Origin of the sequence: Gimesia alba, from assembly GCF_007744675.1 — a bacterium.
In the GTDB taxonomy this organism is placed as follows: Bacteria; Planctomycetota; Planctomycetia; order Planctomycetales; family Planctomycetaceae; genus Gimesia; species Gimesia alba.
Window position 1 is genome coordinate 7,467,840 of sequence record NZ_CP036269.1, and the last position, 17,062, is coordinate 7,484,901.

At 49.3% G+C, this 17,062-nt stretch carries 20 protein-coding genes and 1 tRNA gene; 19 read left to right on the forward strand and 2 right to left on the reverse strand.

What is annotated here, in order from left to right:
• Positions 1 to 23 precede the first annotated feature (23 nt).
• The 15 genes from Pan241w_RS27885 (at position 24) to Pan241w_RS27955 (ending at position 12,483) form a co-directional block, all read left to right on the forward strand.
• Complete coding sequence (locus tag Pan241w_RS27885) at positions 24 to 371, forward strand: four helix bundle protein (protein WP_145222604.1); 348 nt, start codon at positions 24 to 26, stop codon at positions 369 to 371.
• A 17-nt stretch (positions 372 to 388) separates the two neighbouring features.
• On the forward strand, positions 389 to 691 hold the full coding sequence (locus tag Pan241w_RS30060) for a hypothetical protein (RefSeq protein ID WP_390621029.1): 303 nt from the start codon (positions 389 to 391) through the stop codon (positions 689 to 691).
• Positions 692 to 742: 51 nt separating this feature from the next.
• The gene (locus Pan241w_RS27895; RefSeq protein WP_198000199.1) at positions 743 to 1,819 is read left to right on the forward strand and encodes a reverse transcriptase domain-containing protein; all 1,077 of its coding nucleotides are present in this window, start codon (positions 743 to 745) and stop codon (positions 1,817 to 1,819) included.
• A gap of 509 nt (positions 1,820 to 2,328) precedes the next feature.
• On the forward strand, positions 2,329 to 2,544 hold the full coding sequence (locus tag Pan241w_RS27900; protein WP_145222608.1) for a hypothetical protein: 216 nt from the start codon (positions 2,329 to 2,331) through the stop codon (positions 2,542 to 2,544).
• 104 nt (positions 2,545 to 2,648) lie between these two features.
• Positions 2,649 to 2,945, forward strand: a complete 297-nt coding sequence (locus Pan241w_RS27905) for a hypothetical protein (protein ID WP_145222610.1) — start codon at positions 2,649 to 2,651, stop codon at positions 2,943 to 2,945.
• Positions 2,946 to 3,242: 297 nt separating this feature from the next.
• Positions 3,243 to 3,899, forward strand: coding sequence for a hypothetical protein (locus tag Pan241w_RS27910; RefSeq protein ID WP_145222611.1), 657 nt, complete (start codon positions 3,243 to 3,245; stop codon positions 3,897 to 3,899).
• Positions 3,900 to 3,972: 73 nt separating this feature from the next.
• Positions 3,973 to 4,899, forward strand: a complete 927-nt coding sequence (locus Pan241w_RS27915; RefSeq protein WP_145222614.1) for a HesA/MoeB/ThiF family protein — start codon at positions 3,973 to 3,975, stop codon at positions 4,897 to 4,899.
• 62 nt (positions 4,900 to 4,961) lie between these two features.
• Positions 4,962 to 5,660 carry a hypothetical protein gene (locus Pan241w_RS27920; RefSeq protein ID WP_145222616.1) on the forward strand — a complete coding sequence of 233 codons (699 nt, stop codon included), beginning with the start codon at positions 4,962 to 4,964 and terminating at the stop codon, positions 5,658 to 5,660.
• A gap of 185 nt (positions 5,661 to 5,845) precedes the next feature.
• A complete protein-coding gene (locus Pan241w_RS27925) occupies positions 5,846 to 7,558 on the forward strand; it encodes a type IV secretory system conjugative DNA transfer family protein (protein WP_145222617.1) in 1,713 nt (570 codons plus the stop codon).
• Positions 7,559 to 7,568: 10 nt separating this feature from the next.
• The gene (locus Pan241w_RS27930; RefSeq protein ID WP_198000200.1) at positions 7,569 to 8,504 is read left to right on the forward strand and encodes a replication-relaxation family protein; all 936 of its coding nucleotides are present in this window, start codon (positions 7,569 to 7,571) and stop codon (positions 8,502 to 8,504) included.
• A complete protein-coding gene (locus Pan241w_RS27935; RefSeq protein ID WP_145222621.1) occupies positions 8,479 to 9,432 on the forward strand; it encodes a hypothetical protein in 954 nt (317 codons plus the stop codon). The genes Pan241w_RS27930 and Pan241w_RS27935 overlap by 26 nt, the downstream gene beginning before the upstream one ends.
• 321 nt (positions 9,433 to 9,753) lie before the next feature.
• The gene (locus tag Pan241w_RS27940; RefSeq protein WP_198000201.1) at positions 9,754 to 10,074 is read left to right on the forward strand and encodes a hypothetical protein; all 321 of its coding nucleotides are present in this window, start codon (positions 9,754 to 9,756) and stop codon (positions 10,072 to 10,074) included.
• Positions 10,075 to 10,531: 457 nt separating this feature from the next.
• Positions 10,532 to 10,807 carry a hypothetical protein gene (locus tag Pan241w_RS27945; RefSeq protein WP_145222625.1) on the forward strand — a complete coding sequence of 92 codons (276 nt, stop codon included), beginning with the start codon at positions 10,532 to 10,534 and terminating at the stop codon, positions 10,805 to 10,807.
• Between the two features lie 81 nt (positions 10,808 to 10,888).
• On the forward strand, positions 10,889 to 11,161 hold the full coding sequence (locus Pan241w_RS27950) for a helix-turn-helix domain-containing protein (RefSeq protein WP_145222627.1): 273 nt from the start codon (positions 10,889 to 10,891) through the stop codon (positions 11,159 to 11,161).
• 68 nt (positions 11,162 to 11,229) lie between these two features.
• The gene (locus tag Pan241w_RS27955) at positions 11,230 to 12,483 is read left to right on the forward strand and encodes a tyrosine-type recombinase/integrase (protein WP_198000202.1); all 1,254 of its coding nucleotides are present in this window, start codon (positions 11,230 to 11,232) and stop codon (positions 12,481 to 12,483) included.
• A 131-nt stretch (positions 12,484 to 12,614) separates the two neighbouring features.
• On the opposite strand, the gene Pan241w_RS27960 is transcribed toward Pan241w_RS27955, so the two are convergent.
• Positions 12,615 to 12,699 (reverse strand) — tRNA-Leu (locus Pan241w_RS27960).
• A gap of 280 nt (positions 12,700 to 12,979) precedes the next feature.
• On the opposite strand from Pan241w_RS27960, the gene Pan241w_RS27965 reads away from it, so the two are divergent.
• Positions 12,980 to 14,407 (forward strand): DcaP family trimeric outer membrane transporter, encoded by a 1,428-nt coding sequence (locus Pan241w_RS27965; RefSeq protein ID WP_145222631.1) that lies wholly within the window; start codon positions 12,980 to 12,982, stop codon positions 14,405 to 14,407.
• Between the two features lie 285 nt (positions 14,408 to 14,692).
• Here Pan241w_RS27965 and Pan241w_RS27970 read toward each other — a convergent pair whose 3' ends face one another.
• Entirely contained in the window at positions 14,693 to 14,950 is a 258-nt protein-coding gene (locus tag Pan241w_RS27970) for a hypothetical protein (RefSeq protein WP_145222633.1), read from the reverse strand.
• Positions 14,951 to 15,140: 190 nt separating this feature from the next.
• Between Pan241w_RS27970 and Pan241w_RS27975 the strand changes: the two genes are divergently transcribed.
• The 3 genes from Pan241w_RS27975 to Pan241w_RS27985 all read left to right on the forward strand — a co-directional run bounded on the left by Pan241w_RS27975 (position 15,141) and on the right by Pan241w_RS27985 (position 17,028).
• A complete protein-coding gene (locus Pan241w_RS27975; protein ID WP_145222635.1) occupies positions 15,141 to 16,379 on the forward strand; it encodes a hypothetical protein in 1,239 nt (412 codons plus the stop codon).
• 86 nt (positions 16,380 to 16,465) lie between these two features.
• Positions 16,466 to 16,714 carry a hypothetical protein gene (locus Pan241w_RS27980; protein ID WP_145222637.1) on the forward strand — a complete coding sequence of 83 codons (249 nt, stop codon included), beginning with the start codon at positions 16,466 to 16,468 and terminating at the stop codon, positions 16,712 to 16,714.
• Positions 16,711 to 17,028 (forward strand): type II toxin-antitoxin system RelE/ParE family toxin, encoded by a 318-nt coding sequence (locus tag Pan241w_RS27985; protein ID WP_145222639.1) that lies wholly within the window; start codon positions 16,711 to 16,713, stop codon positions 17,026 to 17,028. Before Pan241w_RS27980 ends, Pan241w_RS27985 begins: the two co-directional genes overlap by 4 nt.
• Positions 17,029 to 17,062: the final 34 nt, after the last annotated feature.

The following is a 17,062-nucleotide window of genomic DNA, read 5'->3' on the forward strand; positions in this document are numbered from 1 at the left end:
AAGCCCCCAGTCACAATGCGGCCATGAATGTTCCCAAGACACCACTCTTTGTCAAAACACACGACTTTGTTGTCTGGCTGTTGAAACACACCCAACGATTTCCCAAGTATCTACGGCATAGCTACACGAATCGCCTGGAAGGTGTGGCGTTCGAGTTTGAAGAACTGATCCTGATGGCGAACACGTTACGTGGTAAACAGCGTCAAGAATTTCTCTCACTCGCCGACGGCAAACTACTCTGCCTACGTGGCCTGCTCCGTTATACAATAGATTTGACATTATTAGGTAGTAATCAATTTCGATTTGCGGCAGAATGTGTTGATGAGCTAGGCCGACTTCTGGGGGCCTGGCAAAAGGGGGCAGACCGCTAACCGTGGGTTCGTTGCGCGTGTTGCGTGGCGGGTCGTGGAACAACAACGCCGACAACTGTCGGTCCGCGTACCGCAACAGGAACACACCCGACAACAGGAACAACACAATTGGTTTTCGATTGTGCCGAGTGATTGTTCTCCCCGAATCGTTCGTTATGCCAGATGTCGGGTCTGCTGCACCTTGGTGTGTTCTGCACGTCCGGCCTGTGCCAAGAGGACGACAGGTCTGTTTCCTGTGTACCCATCCCAAAAGAGGGTATGAGAGTGTTTCTTTTTTGAGCGACGGGGCCGAAGCCGCAGCGACGGGCGGGGGCTGGTAGCGTCAGCGAACGTCCCCACCCGTCTTTTGTTTCTATTGAAAGGTGGACACGGTGGCAAAATCCTACGGCAATCTCTGGCCCCAGTTCGCATCATGGGACAACTTGACACTTGCCTATTGTCGTTGCCGCCGTCGCAAGAGATTCAAACGTGGAGCCATCGCCTTTGATTTCGCATGGGAATCGAACTTGCTCACACTTCAGCGCGAACTTGATGATGGAACGTATGAACCCGGACCTTATCGGCACTTCTTCATCTGTGATCCCAAACCTCGTAAAATCAGTGCCGCCCCCTTCCGCGATCGGATCCTCCACCATGCGATTGTGAATATCCTCGAACCGCTCTATGAGCGGCGGTTCCTTCATGACAGTTATGCCTGCCGCCAGGGAAAGGGAACGCATCGAGCTCTCGACCGGGCACAGCATTTTCTCCGCCGTCATTCATTTGTCCTGCAAACCGACATTCAGCGGTTCTTTCCGAACGTTGACCATGAGATACTGCTTGATTTGCTGAAGCGTACAATCGTCGGTCATCGGCTACTGGACTTGGTTTCGAAAATCGTGGTTTCAGGTGAGGGCATATTCGATGATGAGACGCCTCGAACCTGGTTCCCCGGTGATAACCTATTAGATATCCTGCGTCCGACCGGACTGCCGATTGGCAATCTCACCAGTCAGTTTTTTGCCAATGTGCTGCTCGATCCGGTTGACCACTTCATCAAGGAGCAACTCCGCATTCCGGGATATGTGCGCTACGCCGATGACCTCTTACTGTTTGCTGACGAGAAAAAAATCCTGTGGTCGGCGGCTGAAAAGGTTGTCCGTTTTCTGGCTACGTTTCGCCTTCGGTTGCATCCTCAAAAAACAGTCGTACACGCTTCAAGACATGGCGTGAAATTCCTCGGATTTCGACTGAAACCCAAAGAAAGACGTCTGGCTCAGCAAAGTGTCCGCCGCATGCGGTCTCGACTCCGTCAGCAACAGCGGCTTTTTTCTGCGGGGGAAATCGATTGTTGCGATGTCAGCCGTTCGCTGCAGGCATGGTTAGCACATTGCCACACCGCCAATACGACTGGTCTGATAAATGACCTGCTGCGTGGTGTTCGTTTTCATCGCGGCCCTGGCAACTGACTTCATTCCGCTATCGTGCTCTTACGAAATCGCGGAAACTGCAGCGCCTGCGCCTAAGGGTAGAGACCCCTGGGAAAACGACGTCATTACAAAGGCATCGTACTCCTGGAGCAGTCTCGTCTCCAATGTCTCGTCCAGACATTTATTTAGCAACTGTATGCTGAATTTACATCTTGAGCAGATCGCAGGTTTTTCTAAGCGTCCCACAAGGATGTCCGGATAGGACCGGAGGCTTTTTTATTATTTGGCCAATCATTCAAGGGAGTCAAATATGTCAATGAATATTTTGGAAAAGGTCAGTTTATGGCTAACGCTGTTCTCAATTTCATTCTGCATTGTTTTTTTATTCAATAACAACGTGGAAGGGGCCATTGCCTCGGGGATGACAACAGCCTCGGTTAAAACACCTTTTATGTTGGTTCACCAATGTGTTTGGTCAAAGCTCAAACGAAGTACAACAGATCAATAGCTTCACGTCCCCACGTTGAAAATGAAAGGTTTTATGAATCATGTATACCATCCACGGTTACCACAAAAAAGCGAATTGTGAATATGCGGGACGCGAAGGGGAAGCGGTCGAAATTTCGTCCGCAGATGGTTCGATTGATCATGCCATTCTCTGTTTTCCCGAATTACAAAAACTTCTTCGATTTCGTCAATCGCAGTTGGAAAAGAAAAACGGCTCTTCGCAAAATGTGAACTCTCCAGAATCTAAGAAATCGTAACGACCAGCACTCTGAACACCAGAAAACACTCATTCCATTTTGACACCAGTCCAGTGGGACTGGCTTAATCCCAACTACTTTTCCTTACTAACGGAGAACGAATTATGGCTGCTGTGACGAAAAACTATCGTGTTGACGGGCGTGACGACTACACCCTCACTTACCAAAAGAAATGGAACGGGACGTATGAGATTCATTGTTCCCGTCATCCGCACAACCCACAGAGCCGCAGTATGAATGACTGCCACTTGGGTTCCGATGGAAAAGTTTGTGTGGCCAGTGGCAAGGAACCCAGATCTCTCGACAAGGCGAAAGCAATTGGCATGGCATTCGCCGAAGGCTACAGCCACTACGTCCGCACAGGAATTTTCCCCAATGGTGCCAAACGGGTGAATGTTTAATCAAAATCACTTTTCTCGGGTCGTTGTTGCATCGGGCTAGGTTCCGGCGATGCAATCACGACGGGTCACAACGCGGAACGACATTTAAGAGGGAGATCGCTATGAAATTCGTACTCAATGGGATCGAAGAACTTGATTCTGGCACTTTGCACGGTATCGAAGAACTTGACAGCGGCACACTTCACGCGTGATGCCTAACCTCTGTCTACCGGGGGTCGGCACATTGTGATCGATCCCCCGGTTTTTTTATCCCAACCAGTCAAGACAAAACAATATTTTATTGGAGAACCTCCCATTATGTTTTATCCCTCACCTCTTTTTCTCCATGATCTGCCTCAACTTCAGAGAAGCAATCTTCACCTGTTTGCCGAGTCGTCCCCCGTTCATGCACCAAACGAATCTGATGATGATCATGTTGAAGCAGATGATTCGGAAACCCTAATCCGTCATCGAGAACGGGCGAGTCAAAAAGAAGACCACTCATTCATCATTAACAACAATAATGCAGGTCTCGGTCCCCTTCTGAAGATGACACCGTCGGTCTATCAAGAAATTCTGGATGACCTGGTAGAACAGCCGTTTCGCAAAGAGAAAGCGGGAATGTTATTGGGGCCGACTACGGAAGACGATCTGGTCACTCACTATCTACCAGACAATAACGGTCGATCCACACCTTCTTCATTCACTCTGGACGCAGAAGGCCTCAATAAAAAGTTGCGGAAGCACAAGTCTGTAGGACTGAATTGCAAAGGCGTTGTTCACGTTCATCCGCCTGGTGTTCTGAGACCCTCCTTCGGGGATCTGACCTATGTCGCCAAGCTGTTCGCCAATCCGAAGAACAAGGAAGCTACACAAGTCCTGCTGCCAATTGTCTGTAACGGTCGGCTCTATCCCTATCTGATTGACGCTGAACATCCGCAGGAAATAGTGGTTGCCAGTCTGATTCTAATCTGACAGCAACTCGGCGGATTTACTGAACTTCAATTTAAGCACTATCACTATCCTTATTTATTGAAAGTATGAACCAATGCAATTTGATCGAATAGAAAACGTCGTTAATATTCCGACTATCCAACTTAAAGAAGTCACCATCGTCGGTGCGGGTGGTTCCGCTCCTCTGATTGAAAATCTGACCCGATCTGGTGTGCAACATTGGAAACTGGTCGACCCGGACATTATTGAAAATGTCAATATTTCCCGACAAGGGCATGCTCCCGATGATATCGGGATGTCGAAAGTCGAAGCGGTTGCCAATAAAATTCGGGCCATCAATCCCGAAACGACTATCGAGTGTTTCCCAATAGATTTTACCATGTTATGCGATGACGAAATTCGTGAGTCGTTTGGCGATACCGACCTGTTCATCCTCGCGACCGACAGCTTTGCAGCCCAATCGCGCGGCAATGAAGTTGCCTTGTTACTCAACACTTCAGCCATCTGGATTGGGCTGTATGCGGGTGGTTTGGGCGGTGAAGTCGTTTTCTGGCACCCTGAATTGGATTGCTGTTTTCGATGTCTCTGTAGTGGTCGTTACAAAGCCCAATCGAAAGCGAACGAAGAAGGGCGTTCGCTTGATCCACCGAGTGACGGAGCGACCATATTTGATATCCAACTGCTCGATTCCATCGCCGGTCATCTCTGTTTAGGGCTCCTCACGCGAGGGAACGACAATCGTTTCGGAAAACTGATCGACCAATTAGGCAACCGTCAATTCATTCAGGTCGGCATTAGTCCCGGTTTTCGGATCAACGGTAATGATGTCATTCGAAAACATCTGGGAGTCGATGAGAACTGCCAGTCGTGCTTTGCCTGGAACTCCATCGCCTTGAGCGATCCTGCCCAAGGCAATGATTATTGTCCCGACTGCGAAAAGTATCGCGGAACACTGTTTCCATCTCTTTCCCATGGTGTCGGATCAATGCGTGTCAGAACGGATCAAACCCAGTCTCAATAGACTTGTTGAACCGATAGGAGCAACTGATCTCCCCCCCCAATGTTCTAAAAGAGGTATTTCTCATGGAATCCATTCTTGTACTAGGTGCGTTGACCGGTGGAGCCTGGTGGGTTGGAAAACAACTCTATCAGGCAGGCCGATCAGCGAATTCACGCAGAGCACGGCGAAGAGAATCAGCAGTAGCGGCATCCGAGTATCAGCACCGAGAACGATTGAGTCGCCAGCGTCAAATCAGGGAACACCAACAAAAGCAAGCAGTGAGACAAAGAGGACTTAACCGAAAGTACCGAGCACTCCAGGTTGCGTTGTTGCAGATCAATCAAGCCCCCGATTTTCAACGGGCGGCCTCACTTGCGGAAGCGGCTCGTGACATTCCGCTCGCTTCCCGACAACGGCAGTACCGTCGATTCAGACCGCAGCTGGTCAGGCATTATATACGACGACTCCGCTCGGGGGCCGAAGCTCAACTTTTATTGGACTCGCTGACAACTCTTGTTGAAGCACTGGGTATCGCCGGTTTTGAAGCGAGCTATATCCAGCAAGAAGCATCAAGACAGGTGCAGAACCGAAACCGGCAACCTGCGGAGAATTATTCTGCCACTCTGGAACGGATGCAGCAGGAGCATACTGACCGAACAGCGGCTCTTAATCAGACTTCGCTTGACCCGGATACCAAACAGCAATTATTAGAGGCCCAGAACCAACGGTTGGTGGAATCGCTCATGGAAATGACACTCGGCCAGCAGGGAGAGACAACGTGAACCAGATCTCGCGAATCCCGATCAGAAAACAGCCATTGTCATTCGGACAACCACTAGCTTCATCGTCCACACAGCTATTCGAGAAGAGTCAGGCAGGAATCTTTATCAGTGGAGATTCTGGGTTCGGCAAAAGTAATGCCATGAAAGTGCTGATGCAGTCTTTGGCCCTTGAGGGTTTTGGATGGATGTTTATTAGTCCCCACGGTGAAGATCCTGAAGCTATGCGTGATTGGTGTCTGGCACAAAAAGAATCGATCCGTAATCGGGTTGTGTACATCGATCCGGCAGATACGAGACGGACGACGTGCATCAATCCCCTCGCGGTCGAACCGACGAATGACCCGATTCAATATCGTGCCAGGTTGACCAATAAAATCGGACACGTCAGCCGCATCCTCTTGGCAGCCTGGGGAGAAGAAGATTTCAACAGTCGCCCTCGATTGTTCACCTGGACCATGCGAATCCTGACCACCTTGGCAGAACTCGGTTTGCCGTTGGCCGATGCCAAGCAATTTCTCGATGTTGGTTCTGACATTTACAATGCCCTTGTGCAGGCGGTCCCCGATGTCATGGCAAGACACTTTTTTGAGAATCTGGCTGCCGGTCGTCCACAGGATATTCGGGAAGAGATCGAATCAACCCGCAATCGAATCCTTGGTTTCTTCAGTAACCCGATTACCGAAGCGATGCTCTCTCGTACAACGGGCGTACTCGATTTCGGACAATTGCGACGCAAAAACGCTATCGTGATTGTCAATCTGAGGCGGGGCGGTGTGCTGCGTGAAGAAGACCAACAGATTCTCGCGAATCTGTTCATCGCGGAGTTGTTACACGATGTCTTCAACTGTGACAAACCAGTCCCCTACTTCGCCTTTTTGGATGAATTGCCGGTCTTCGCCAAGGGATCGGGACCGGAATTGACCTCGGCAGCGGGACAAATTCGCAAGTTCTTGTTGCGATTGGTCTGTGCCACGCAGGGAGCCAATCCCTTCCCGGATCGGGCGGATGATCGTCTGCTCAATGCGCTGATCGGTCAGTGCGGGTTGCATTTTTTATTTCGACACAAGCACCCCTACGATGCAAAGTTTTTCGGGGAGATCATCGGACTACCAACTTATGATCCCCAACGGATCAAACATGAAATGGTACAAACACAGCAATACCAAGCGGGGCATGATTTGGTCACTTTGACCGATACCAGCGAAAGTGAGTCAGAAACAGAGGGAACGGGTGGTTCGGAATCGGACGGTACAACCGACACCGAATCATGGAGTGATACTGACAGTCAATCAACAGGGTCAGCCACCAACAGGTCTGAATCAAACTCTCGAACAACGGGAACCAGCCAGAACCCGTATGACTCACAGTTAAAACAAATTCGGCAGGCGGTCAGTGATGCCCGTTCCTCCACGACAGGCAGATCAGACAACGTCTCCCATGGTCACTCTGCAACTCAAGGAGGCTCGCGGGGTAGCTCTCATCAAACCTCCAGCAGTTGGTCCAAATCGGTTGGCAAAACGGTTGGCAGGACATTCAAACAATCGCTGGTTCCCCGACTGCGGTGGCGGTCGGTGGTGACCGGGATTACCTATTTTACTCCCCAAGAACATCAGATGATGAATGCCACGCTGCTTGCGTCGCTCCAGATTGGAGAAGCGATTGCCCACGGATCAGGGAACCCGATGAAGATTCAGTTCCCTCTCGCACAAGACCCCGCAAGATGGTCGCCCAAATTTGTGGCGCAACATGTCGAACAATACTTACAAATTCTGGCCCAGATTTCTCCTTCGCCGCGAGAAGTATTACAAGCACACCAAACGGAACTGGAAACCATGATCAAAAATCTGGGGCTGGCATTGCCGGAAAAAGATGTCGGTGATGACCCTTTTCCCAATTGAAGGTGAATCCATGATAACCACACGCGACATCCCTGTACTTGCTGCTTTGGGACGGTATTTTCTGATGAACCGTCGCATGATCCAGCAAGAGTGCTATCCGACCGACGTGGATGGTCGGCTTTCGCGGCGTCGTCTCTCGGCGCTGGTCCGGGATGGTTATATCAGCAAACAAAGAATGCTGGTTGTCAACCCGCGCGATGAAACTCCCGCTCCCGTCTATCATCTGGCGAAGCAAGGTTGCCAGTTTTTGGCGGAGCATTTTGAAGATGATCGATATTTAGTAAAACCGACCAGCATTGCGCAGCCGATGCACCTGTATCATTATCTGGCAGTCGCCAACACGCATATGCTGCTCGACAAAGCGATTGTCCAAAGTTCTGTCAAATTGGTGACCTGGTGCAATGAGCAGGAATTTCTCAATCCGGAGAACCCTGATCCCAAACAACGAATTCGATTGTATGCCGAACTGAAGACGGCCCCTAAAAAAATCATCTGTGCTCCGGACTCCGGTTTTCTGCTGGAAGTAGACGGACATCGTGGTGTCTTTTACTTGGAGCAGGATCGAGACCGTGATAACTACTCTCATAAACGGGTGGCTGCGTTGAAGTCACCGGGCTATACGGAACTTCATCGTCAACAACGGCACCGGAAACAATTTCCAGCTACGACCCTGAACCGGTTCACCGTGGTAATGGTTGCGCCGAGCGAAAAACGGCGCGATGCATTGCGGCGTGCTTTTCATAAAAAAACAGGCGCGGATTTCTGGCGGTTCGCCTCACTGACGGAATTAACACCCAAAACATTCCTGCATGAACGGGTCTGGTATCGTACCGATTCTGACGACCCTCAACCGTTGGTTAAGACAACGGTACCATCAACCGTAGCATCAGAATTAACTCGAAGTAGCGAGGAGACAGACAATGCGTTGGCAGTCTCAAAACATTGATCGATTCGCCTGTTGCCGGGTCTCCGGGCAGGGCTCCGCCCCGACATACGCTGGCGGTTTTGTGGGTTGTATGTGTATTTGTTTGCCCACCAACGACTTAAGGGTGTCGGCTCAGTCATTCGGCAAGCTCAATCCATCCCCGACCTCACAGCTTTCCAGGGGGGTAACGAGTCAACCTGTGAGGTCGGGGCTAGATCGCCCCCGACACCCCCGGAAAACCATCCGTCAGCACCCGGCCATATGCCTGCCGCTGTCGGACAATTTTCCACTCTTCTTCCTCTGGTCAGAAGAGCATAAGTCGTACTCCCTCCCATGTATGTTGTTTTGTGTGCTGTTTTTGTTTGGCCGACAGCACGCAAAGTTGCATAGCAAAGCATTGCGCTCATCCCCCGAGAATAAATTCCGGCATGACCGGATTGAATACATCCAGGAAGTTCGAGATCTCTTGTACACGCTGACACGGCAGCGTTTTACGGGAGCGAACTTTTTCGATGTCCGCCCACGGGCGGTTTTTGTACCCCATTTCACCCCTGATTGTATGGAACACGTACCAACCACAGTGCGACACGATGTCGATTCCAAAATGATGGCACCGATTGTCATTGCGAAACCACATTGGTTTCAATTTTGGAAACAGCCAATTCTTGTCAATATGCAACTGCTCGCCCGACAGGTCGATCTTGCTGATGACTGGAATCGGTTGACAGAACAGAGGCGAAAACTTCTCGAAGACCTAAGCAGTTTTCAGAAGCAAACAACTCAGTTCAAAAAACAGGAAGGAAAGTGGCGAAACCTGTTTCAAACCATCGAGTGGGCTTCAAAGCCAACTCGAAAATCCAACAAGCCCCGTGTCCTCCCGGGCATGGGACTTGAATTGAGCCTCCTGGCTCTGCATTTGGTGGTAGGAGTCGCATTTATGATGGTCTAACCATCATGACGGAAGCGGCTCCTAAGGAGTGAGAACAGTGTGTCATACGGAAGTTGCCGTTGTCAACTTCTGTATGCAGGCTTGCGGATGTGTTGAGTGTCGTTTTCGAACGTACCAGACGCTTTCTAAAGCTGACTTTGATTCCCATCAGGAATCCAACTCGATGAGCAGGTTATTCATCCTCGCTCATCAACTTTTATTGGATGTAACGACAGTTTCAACCTTGCGCCGATCAGAGAGGGTTGGTTTGGTATTTGGTTGAGACAGGTCTTTCGTCCCGTCAATTTGACGGATTTTAATTTCTTTCCTCCCAAGATCATTATGGAAAATGACAAGAAAACAACACCGGTAAAATTTTCTGACACCACTAACAAGGTCAAGGAAACAAAACAGCCACCCATTTGTCGTGTGGAATTCAGTGGTATTAGTGCTGCTGTCTGGCCCAAGCAGATTCCTTCTGCAGACGGTAAACCACGCGAAACGTGGATGGTCAGTCTCACCCGTTCCTACCGGGATGGTAATGAGGCGAAGCGAACGCATGTACTTTTTCCAGAACATTTACTGCCTGCTTCAATGGCTCTCATCAAAGCATGGGAATTTATTGAGAACGGTGGCAAACCCGAAGAGAAGAACAATGTGTAAGGATGCAATTGCTACGGTGAAGGTTCTTGCTGGTATGAGCTTGCTCAAACCAGCAAAATTGGAGTGGAAACAAAGAATTTTGGAACGGTTGCTCTCTCAATCGTTCCGATAAACAACCTTCCCCCTGTGGTAGGAGGCTGGACAACTTCGTCGAGTGTCATCTGTGGATGTACCAGACATTTTGGCTGGCTGAAATCGATTCACTTGTTGAATCTTATTCGATGAGCGGAACATCCTCTCTCGCTCATCACCCTTTTTTTCAATTTCAAACGACCGCCAAACCCTCGTTGAAAATGTTCACAATCTCCTTGCGCACTTTGCAAACTCGTGTCATGGTCGCGGTCTGTCTGCTCGATTCGATGTTTATTCAATGCAGACAGGTAAGCGAATCTCACGGGTTGCTGATTAACTATGAGAAGCAATTCAGAACTGTTCCTTCCACAGAAAGGTTGAGCCAATGGCTAAGAAAAGTGCAAAACGAAACAGTAATAATCCTCCGGAAAAAGTGTACCGGATCGGTTTCATCTCGGCTTCCGTTTTCGGACATGAAATTGAAACGGACGAAGGCCCCATCACAGTCCGCAGCGTCAATGTGCAGAAACGGTATAAGGATGGGGATGATGTTAAATATACCTCATCCTTTAACCTGGCGGAATTGCCTCAGGCCGTCCGCGTTCTGCAAATGGCACAGGCATATGTTGAACGGGCTGAGGCCGAAATCATTCTGGACTGACGCACCGGCAGATTCGTTTCCGGACGGTGATCAAAACTTCGATCACCGTCCCCTCTTTCTCTAAACTTGAAAGGTATAAAGATGAACGTTCCAGAAATTGAGAATCGGCTCGAAAAGATCGAAACGCTTCTCTCTGAACTAATCCAACATAAGTCACAGAAGGAATGGTATAGCACGGCGGATCTCGCTGAACTCACAGGCCGGGCCGAATTTACTGTCCGCGAGTGGTGCCGCCTTGGTCGTATTACAGCGGAAAAGGAAGCTAATGGGCGGAAACATGAATGGCGAGTCAGTCATGCAGAAGTCCAACGCATACTGAACCATGGTCCAAGACCACTCGTCCTTCGGAATTAAAAGCTGCGCCCTTAAAAGGGCTGATCTGGACTTCACAATGTTTTTCCTGCAAGGTGCTATCGTCTCTCATGGCCTCACTTGAGAACCGCACTGGCTATTTCAACGTCGTGTTTCGGTTCGGCGGCAAGAAATATACTCGGTCGCTGCATACCGATGACGAGTCAGAAGCCAATCGATTACTGGCAAATCTTGAACAGACGGTTCGAGACGTTAAGAGTGGTCGAATTTCTCTACCACCTGATGCCGATATTCCGACGTTTTTGCTGTCTGATGGGAAACTGACAACTCCACACATCAATAACAACGATTCCATTTCTGAAATTCAACTTTCTCTCCGCGATCTTTTCGAATCATTTTTTGCTTCATTACCAGACAAGGCGCTGGATGAATCTACCGTTTCGTTAATGAAAACGCATCGGAATAATTTACTTCGCATACTTGGGGATAAGGTCGTTATCGAAGAGATTGATTTGAACGCGCTTGATGTCTACAGCAAGAAACGCCAGAAAGAGAATGGACGCCGGAAAGGACAAATTAGTGCGAATACAATTAAAAAGGAAATTGTTACATTGCGACGCGTACTTCTATGGGGTAAGAAGCGAGGCAAATTATCATTTGAGATTCCTGAAATCAGAGATATACAACTCCCAAAATCAACTGAACGCCCTTCGTTTCAAACATTCGATGAAATCACAGTTCAGATTGAACAGGACGATCTGACTCAGGAACAGCAAAGCGAACTCTGGGAGTGCCTGTATCTGAGAACAGATGAGATTAGTCAATTGATTCAACATGTGCGCAAGAAAGCATCGCACACATTTCTTTATCCGATGATTGTCACGGCAGCTCATACAGGAGCCCGCCGTAGTGAACTCATACGATCACAGTTGACTGACATTCGGGATGATGTACTCGTAATTCGTGAGAAAAAACGTCGCCGTGGACAGGAATCGACACGCAGGGTTCCGATGTCCGCACTGTTGAAAGAAACGCTGCATGAATGGAAAGTTGAGCATCCCGGTGGAAAATACACGTTTGCTGTAAAAGATACATCAAATCGAAAGCAGACTGAAACTGCCCGAGCAATTACACGTGACGAGGCACACAGGAGCTTCAAGAGAGTGATGAAAAACAGTAAATGGGGGGTCATTCCAGGGTGGCATTGCCTGCGTCATTCCTTCATCAGTAATCTTGCATCCCATTCGATCGACCAGAGGCTAATCGATGAATTCGTGGGACACACGACTGAAGAAATGCGACGTCGTTATCGTCATCTCTTTCCCGAAGTGAAGCAAGCCGCCATTAGTTCAGTATTTGACTGAAGGCTTCCCAGTTATGGTTTCCAATGTTATCCCAATCTCATTGAAATTCTGTCCGCGATTTGTCCGCGGTAATTCCATTCACAAAAAAAAGGACTCAGAGCTGAATTGCCCTAAGTCCTTTAATACCAAAGTGCCCAAGAGAGGATTCGAACCTCCACGTCCTTTACGGACACTAGAACCTGAATCTAGCGCGTCTGCCAATTCCGCCACTTGGGCCTGGCCATTGATCGTATCCCTTTTTAAGACAAACCCTTATAGCATATTCACTTAACGAAACTCAAGGGTTGTCAAGCTGGGTCGCGTCATGGGGAAGCAGGTATAGTAAAGACTTTCCCCCCCTTTTTCCAGTCACAGATACGCGAAATTTCGTAGATCTGAGGTGAGTCGTTCGGGCCTGTCTGTGCCTCGAAATTGAGGTTTTCCGTATTAGTGGGCTCTGATAAACTGTGCACTCCTCTCTTATCTCTCATCAGAATCCTCGTCGCCGAATCATTCCATGCGGTCGAATCCAGGACTTTTTACGTTCCTCGTCATTATGCTGGCACCCGTTTGGGGGTGGGCACAGGACAGCTTGTATCCAGCCTCTGCGTCGTCTGCTGCGCGTGTGAAACTGAGCGATTCGCAGGAAACCCTCTTTCCTATCGACACTGATCAACCCCAAACGGAAACAGCCCCACGCCTCGTCACCTATGATGAAAACACGCTCCCGTTTGTCCCCCCGGCACCGGGAACAGAGACCCCCGATTCGATCATCCAGCCACTTCCAGAATACACAGAGCTGGCGAATGGTGATGAAGCACGCTTCGCCAGCCAGTTTTCCACTGACTCCAGTCAATTTGATATCGGATTGAACCTCTACTCGGCCCCTCCCTTCACAGGAGGACTGATTGTGTTCGGCCCGAATGTCGCCATGAAGCTGGGCGGTTTTGTCAAAGCCGATTTCATTTACGATTTTAATCCCATTGATTCGACGGATTCGTTTGTCACTACGAGCATCCCCGTCGATGCACCGCCGCGCACAAACGCCCGTTTCCATGCCCGGCAGTCGCGGTTAAGCTTTGATACGCGCTGGTTATCCGACGATCGAATTATCCGCATCTATGTCGAAGGCGATTTTTTCAGTGAAGGAGATCGCTTTCGTCTCCGGCATGCTTTCGGCGAAAGCGGGCGTTTGCTAGTGGGGCGAACCTGGACGACCTTCACTGATGTCGCAGCAGCGCCCGCGACTCTGGACTTTGAAGGGTCGGTCTCGAACGTCAATCGCCGGCAGGCACAAGCCCGCTGGACTCAAACGATTTTCCATGACGACTTGAAACTAGCACTCGCTGTGGAAGACACCGATTTTATTATTGAAACGCCTTTTGGCGTCACCGGAGAGCCGCGCAAACCCTCACCCGACTTTGTGGGACACCTGCGGCTCGACCGGGAACGTGCCCAGTTTCAGGTCGCCAGTCTGTTTCGCGTGGTCGGTTTTCAGCCTACGGGAAAAAGTGTGATCACCAAATCGGCCTGGGGGCTCAATTTTACAGGAGTCATCCTCGCTACAGATAAGACCAAGGTCTATTCTCAAATCGTCTTTGGTGAAGGGATCGGCAGCTATCGCGATCTTCCCGATGCCGCTCCAACCGCAGCCAACCAGAGCGGTCTCATGCCGCTCTTCGGCTGGATGGTCGGCGTGACTCATGACTGGAATGATTCTCTCAGTTCGAACTTTACCTACGCCGAGAACCGCCTAGGCACCACCGCCTTTCAAAACCCGAACGACGTTGAAGCAACCACTTACCTGGCCGCCAACTTGATCTGGAGTCCGTTGGACCGAGTCAAGGTGGGAGTCGAGTATCTCTATGGAACCCGGGAGAACGTCAACGGCGCCATGGGAGACGCCCATCGGCTCCAAGCCTCGTTCATTTTTGATCTGCCTTGAGAGAGGACAGAAAGTTACATCATGATGGTGAGCGGGTCGGCGCCAGGTAGTGTTTATTTAATAGTTCTGAGCGTGATTTTGAGGTCTACAGCATTAGATAAGTAGCAATTAACTGTGGCCGACGGTGTTCTGTTACCCTTGTTTTCAGGACTTCGACAACTGAAAAGCCAAATTAGCCGCAGGGCGTTAGCCCCGGTTTCATACCGAATACCAACAAGGAAGCGTACCCGATAGAACGCCCCGGATCCTGATTTCCATCGGACAGCCTCATCAAAAACGAGGTCGCTACTCTCGTTTTTTCGAAAACAGATATTGCAGAAACGAAATAATGCCGGCGAAGCGGTAACCGGGATCGACGTAGTTTTCGATCACATAAAACAGAAAATAATAGAACCGGGCCGAGGACCAGACCACCAATAACAGCAGAACCATAATCTGCCAGGATCGCGTCTCATTGATAATCAGCCCCAGCGCAAACAACAGGATGACCAGAAACAGAAACCCTTTGAGATAAATCAATCGTTTACTTTTGAGATCGGCCATGAGTTTGATTAAGCGAGACGCCTTGTAACGGAAAAGAAATCAGCCAGGACAGATCGCCCCGGTAACTTTGATACTTGTTCGATCGTGAGAGCACAAACCCAGATGAAAATAAGAGTGACAAAATTGTGTGATTCTCTTATACTAACTGTTAGTCCATCTCGTTCCAAACTCAATTCGGAATATTCATCGGATGCTAATACATCGTGTTTTGCTGATTTCGCTCCTGTGCACACTGGGATGCAGTTCTCAATCCCAGCCAACGGGAACAGAGCAGGAGCGTGCTGAATCAGCGGCTGTTCCGGCTGTTTCTCAGAAAATCCCTTCCGAATCTTATGAGGAAATCCTGTACGAACTCGGGGCGTTTCCAGTCAGCAAACTGACGAAACGCTATTGGAATAACGGACATCCGGGGGAGGTTTTCAGTAAAGGGAAACGGGAAGACGTACATGGCTGGCTGCCTCCCTTTTGGGTTCGGACGGACAGTTACCTGACCCAATCAGAAAAAACACATTTTGGTATTCCCAAAGCACCGCTCAGCTATGAACGCTACATCTCTTTTCTTGATGTGGAAACGTACCAGCAAACAGAAGACCCGCTGCTGTTTGCCATCATTCAGTTTACGCTGGATGAACTACACAGGCGAAAAATCAAAATTAAAAATCCCGAGGACCTTCTCAAGGTCTATCATGCCAAAATGGGGCTGGATAATAAGGTTCTTTGGCTACTCAAAAGAAGGGAATTAATTGACGGCCCCATGATCGCCGTCCTATATCGGCAATACCAGGATCCGCTGTTGTTTCGTTTTCTGGTTCCACCAGAGCAGGGACAGGATGATTACAAGGCATTTCTTGAAGAACTCCTTGTTAACCCAAAGCTCGACACCATGCAGAGTTTTGCTGTGTTTACCCAACTATATCAGGTAGATAAACCCACGCATCTGGCAGGCTATAAAAATTTTATCTTCAAGAATGTCGCTCAAGTCCCCGATTGGCTTGATCGCAGTCAAATGTATGCAGCACTCATCGGCATCGGAGACCGTGAATCCGTCAACGCAGTTAATCATGCGTTACTGAATGATCCCACTGCACAGGTCAGAGAGTTTCTCTTACGTGAGCTTAAGCGGCAAGATCAAGTCGTCAAATACATAGACACCATTCATCTCCTGTCGCAGAGAAAAGGCCAGAAATGCGTGAGAGAGATCGTTCCCAATGGACCAGGGTTTCACCCTGACGAGAATATTCTGGCAGATTCTTTGAAGACCTATCTCAACTGGGCCAAAGAAAAGCAAAACTTAAGCCCAAAAGCGAAACAAAAAATCCTGGCGTCGTTACAGGCGATCTCGAATGATGCCTCAAATTCGTTCGAGCCACGTTCATACAAACCAGGAGAAGATCGGTTTGAAGCAAACAAACCGTCACAAGGCCAATAACCATCCTCGAGGATCTTTAAAAGATAACCTGTTTCCTGCTGATTCTTTTCGTGACAAATCCATCAGAATGCTGGTATAATTCAACCATGATAAAACCACGACTCACTGAAGAACAACGCCAGGCCCTTGATCAACACCATGGACTAGTGGAAGTTGATGAAGAGGGGAGGAAGTACGTCCTGATGTCCCAAGAGGTGTATCGTGAGATCATGGGAATCGGGACAGAAGAGGAATTAGCAGCCTCTCTCAGTGCATTACAAGAAGGTCTTGCGGATATTGATGCAGGCCGCACGCGTCCCTTCCGTGATGTACTGGCAGAACTCGAAGACGCATGACGTTTCGAGTCGAACTGTCACGGCGGGCAGAAACGGATATTAAGGGCATCTATAGTTATATCCGCAAACATGGTCCCGCTGATCCGAATGCGTGGAAAAACGGGTTGGAGCAGAAGCTTGCCAACCTTGAACAGTTTCCCGAAGCCTGCAGTCTTGCTCCCGAAAATGACTACACACGGGAGGAAATCCGTCAGGCGCTTTATGGTCCCTTTCGGATCGTTTTTACCATTAGAGAGCAAAGAGTCTTTGTCATCAGCATTCGTCATGCAGCCCGTCGGTTTCTGCAGAACGATGAAATTGACAAAATCAAATAACCTGTGCAGCGTCGTCAAATCACTTTTACATTCA

What these genes read in the sequence shown, in the direction of transcription:
- Pan241w_RS27885 (WP_145222604.1), top strand. Translation starts at nt 24, where the DNA reads ATGAATGTTCCCAAGACACCACTCTTTGTCAAAACACACGACTTTGTT.
- Pan241w_RS27900 (WP_145222608.1), top strand. Translation starts at nt 2,329, where the DNA reads ATGTATACCATCCACGGTTACCACAAAAAAGCGAATTGTGAATATGCG.
- Pan241w_RS27905 (WP_145222610.1), top strand. Translation starts at nt 2,649, where the DNA reads ATGGCTGCTGTGACGAAAAACTATCGTGTTGACGGGCGTGACGACTAC.
- Pan241w_RS27910 (WP_145222611.1), top strand. Translation starts at nt 3,243, where the DNA reads ATGTTTTATCCCTCACCTCTTTTTCTCCATGATCTGCCTCAACTTCAG.
- Pan241w_RS27915 (WP_145222614.1), top strand. Translation starts at nt 3,973, where the DNA reads ATGCAATTTGATCGAATAGAAAACGTCGTTAATATTCCGACTATCCAA.
- Pan241w_RS27920 (WP_145222616.1), top strand. Translation starts at nt 4,962, where the DNA reads ATGGAATCCATTCTTGTACTAGGTGCGTTGACCGGTGGAGCCTGGTGG.
- Pan241w_RS27925 (WP_145222617.1), top strand. Translation starts at nt 5,846, where the DNA reads ATGTTTATTAGTCCCCACGGTGAAGATCCTGAAGCTATGCGTGATTGG.
- Pan241w_RS27930 (WP_198000200.1), top strand. Translation starts at nt 7,569, where the DNA reads ATGATAACCACACGCGACATCCCTGTACTTGCTGCTTTGGGACGGTAT.
- Pan241w_RS27935 (WP_145222621.1), top strand. Translation starts at nt 8,479, where the DNA reads ATGCGTTGGCAGTCTCAAAACATTGATCGATTCGCCTGTTGCCGGGTC.
- Pan241w_RS27940 (WP_198000201.1), top strand. Translation starts at nt 9,754, where the DNA reads ATGGAAAATGACAAGAAAACAACACCGGTAAAATTTTCTGACACCACT.
- Pan241w_RS27945 (WP_145222625.1), top strand. Translation starts at nt 10,532, where the DNA reads ATGGCTAAGAAAAGTGCAAAACGAAACAGTAATAATCCTCCGGAAAAA.
- Pan241w_RS27950 (WP_145222627.1), top strand. Translation starts at nt 10,889, where the DNA reads ATGAACGTTCCAGAAATTGAGAATCGGCTCGAAAAGATCGAAACGCTT.
- Pan241w_RS27955 (WP_198000202.1), top strand. Translation starts at nt 11,230, where the DNA reads ATGGCCTCACTTGAGAACCGCACTGGCTATTTCAACGTCGTGTTTCGG.
- Pan241w_RS27965 (WP_145222631.1), top strand. Translation starts at nt 12,980, where the DNA reads ATGCGGTCGAATCCAGGACTTTTTACGTTCCTCGTCATTATGCTGGCA.
- Pan241w_RS27970 (WP_145222633.1), bottom strand. Translation starts at nt 14,950, where the DNA reads ATGGCCGATCTCAAAAGTAAACGATTGATTTATCTCAAAGGGTTTCTG.
- Pan241w_RS27975 (WP_145222635.1), top strand. Translation starts at nt 15,141, where the DNA reads ATGCTAATACATCGTGTTTTGCTGATTTCGCTCCTGTGCACACTGGGA.
- Pan241w_RS27980 (WP_145222637.1), top strand. Translation starts at nt 16,466, where the DNA reads ATGATAAAACCACGACTCACTGAAGAACAACGCCAGGCCCTTGATCAA.
- Pan241w_RS27985 (WP_145222639.1), top strand. Translation starts at nt 16,711, where the DNA reads ATGACGTTTCGAGTCGAACTGTCACGGCGGGCAGAAACGGATATTAAG.